Raw genomic sequence first — 2,155 nt, 5'->3', positions numbered from 1 at the left:
GTCCTTCACCGCGGTGGCCCGCATCCCCAAGCCCGTGGTCGCCGCCGTCACCGGCTACGCCCTGGGCGGCGGCTGCGAGCTGGCGCTCTGCGCCGACTTCAGGATCGCCGCGGAGAACGCGAAGCTCGGTCAGCCGGAGATCCTGCTGGGGCTGATCCCCGGCGCCGGCGGCACCCAGCGGCTGGCCCGGCTGGTGGGCCCGTCCAGGGCCAAGGACCTGATCTTCACGGGTCGTCAGGTGAAGGCCGAGGAGGCCCTGGCGATCGGCCTGGTGGACCGTGTGGTGCCCTCCGCCGAGGTGTACGAGCAGGCGCACGCCTGGGCCGCCCGGCTGGCCAAGGGGCCCGCCCTGGCGTTGCGGGCCGCCAAGGAGGCCGTGGACGCGGGGCTGGAGACGGACATCGACACCGGGCTCACGATCGAGCGGAACTGGTTCGCAGGCCTGTTCGCCACGGAGGACCGGGAGCGCGGCATGCGCAGCTTCGTGGAGAAGGGTCCGGGCAAGGCCGAGTTCATCTGACTGAGCGTGAGGTGCGTACACAGGCGCGCACATTCATCCGTGCGGGCGGTTTGGCCGGACCTCGGCAGGGCTTCGGGGTCCGGCGTCCGCCCGGCTCGCGCAACGACCCGGCCGTCTCCTGTAACCGCAGGTGGGCATGGTCGCAGAGGTATTCCTCCTGCCTCCGGCATATGCCTGACAACAACCCGGAATGACTGGTTCCGGGAAGGGGATTCACCGGAACGGTCACGGAGCGCGTTCCGTGCGGCCATGATGGTGGGCATGGCGGGCCTGGAGGGTGTGGAACAGCCGCGACCGCGCAGCGGTGCGGCAGCGGCGCACTGGACGACTGCCGTCGAAGACGAACAGGCGTTCAAGGCGCTGGAGTTGTTCGGAAATCCGACGGAGGGGGAAGTCCGGCTGCCCTCCCGCCCGGAGTCCGCCGCCACCGCCCGCCGGATCACCTCGTGCGTGATGCTGCGCCAGTGGCAGCTTCCCCCGCAGACCGCCGAGTACGGGGTGTTGCTGGTCTCCGAGCTCGTGGGCAACGCGGTGCGGCACACCGGTGCGCGGGTCTTCGGGCTGCGGATGCTGCGCCGCCGGGGCTGGGTGCGGATCGAGGTGCGTGACCCCTCGCGCGGGCTGCCGTGCCTGATGCCCGTCGGCGAGATGGACGTCAGCGGGCGGGGCCTCTTCCTGGTCGACAAGCTCTCCGACCGGTGGGGAGTGGACCTCTTACCGCGCGGGAAGACCACCTGGTTCGAGATGCGCGCCACCGACCGCTGACACACAGAAGCCCCCGGTCGGCCTGGGTGTGGCACGTCGAGGGCTTCTGCGGGGGCCGTGGAATGGGGGGTGTGTCCACGGCCGCACAGGGGACCTGGCTCGGGTCGGAGGAGGTCGTGCCTCCGACTATGACAGACGGGTGACCCCGGAGCCAAAACACCTAAACGGGCAATTGGTGGAAAATCGGTGCGTAAGGGTTATGAATCGCAGGTGTTTTGAGTCACGTGCCTGGTATTCGGCGTGTACTCACCGATTTCTCTCGTTGATTCATTGAGTCCACCGTCGTCGGCCCTTGCGTGGCGCCGCCCGTCGTCGCCCGCCGGGACCGGGGTCCGAGGTGCCGGATAATCTGACCTCCGTCAACGACGCTTAACGAAGGGGCGGAACAGTGGCGGACATCGAGTCGGCACGCAAGGCATTCGAGCGCTTCGACCAGAACAGCGACGGCAGCATAACGGCCGCCGAGTACAAGAGCGCGATGGCGCAGCTCGGTGACCCCTATGTCACCGAGACGGTCGCCCAGGCCGTGATCAACGCCCACGACGGCAACGGCGACGGCGAGCTCACGTTCGACGAGTTCTGGGCCTCGCAGAACAAGGCCTGACCAGGGTGGGGCCGGCCCTCGGCGCCGGCCACCACGATCCTGGGTGTTCAGTTCTCCGGGCCGCGGGGGTGGGCGGCCTCGAACTTCCGCCGGCCCCGCACGCTCCAGCTCCCGGCAGGCCTTGGGCGTCGTGTTCGGGCTGACCCTGGTGGCGGCGGCGACCCGCGCCACCGCCGACAGTCCAGCAGCAGGTCAAGACTTTGATCGAAGGGACGGCCGCAGGTCACGGCCGCCGTTGACGAGTTGTGGCTGTGCAGCAGTCGGAT

3 protein-coding genes are annotated in these 2,155 nt (G+C 69.3%); all 3 read left to right on the top strand.

The features are described 5' to 3' along the window. The coding region (locus tag VN520_RS10525; RefSeq protein ID WP_325746602.1) for an enoyl-CoA hydratase/isomerase family protein at window positions 1-520 on the top strand (520 nt) is incomplete at its 5' end. Window positions 521-769: 249 nt separating this feature from the next. Further along, window positions 770-1,285 (top strand): ATP-binding protein, encoded by a 516-nt coding sequence (locus tag VN520_RS10520; RefSeq protein WP_325746601.1) that lies wholly within the window; start codon window positions 770-772, stop codon window positions 1,283-1,285. A 388-nt stretch (window positions 1,286-1,673) separates the two neighbouring features. Beyond that, window positions 1,674-1,889, top strand: a complete 216-nt coding sequence (locus VN520_RS10515) for an EF-hand domain-containing protein (protein WP_033298481.1) — start codon at window positions 1,674-1,676, stop codon at window positions 1,887-1,889. The last annotated feature ends 266 nt before the right edge of the window (window positions 1,890-2,155 follow it).

It is taken from the genome of Streptomyces sp., assembly GCF_035563135.1.
Taxonomy (GTDB): domain Bacteria; phylum Actinomycetota; class Actinomycetes; order Streptomycetales; family Streptomycetaceae; genus Streptomyces.
This window is presented reverse-complemented; position numbering and strand designations above follow the sequence as displayed.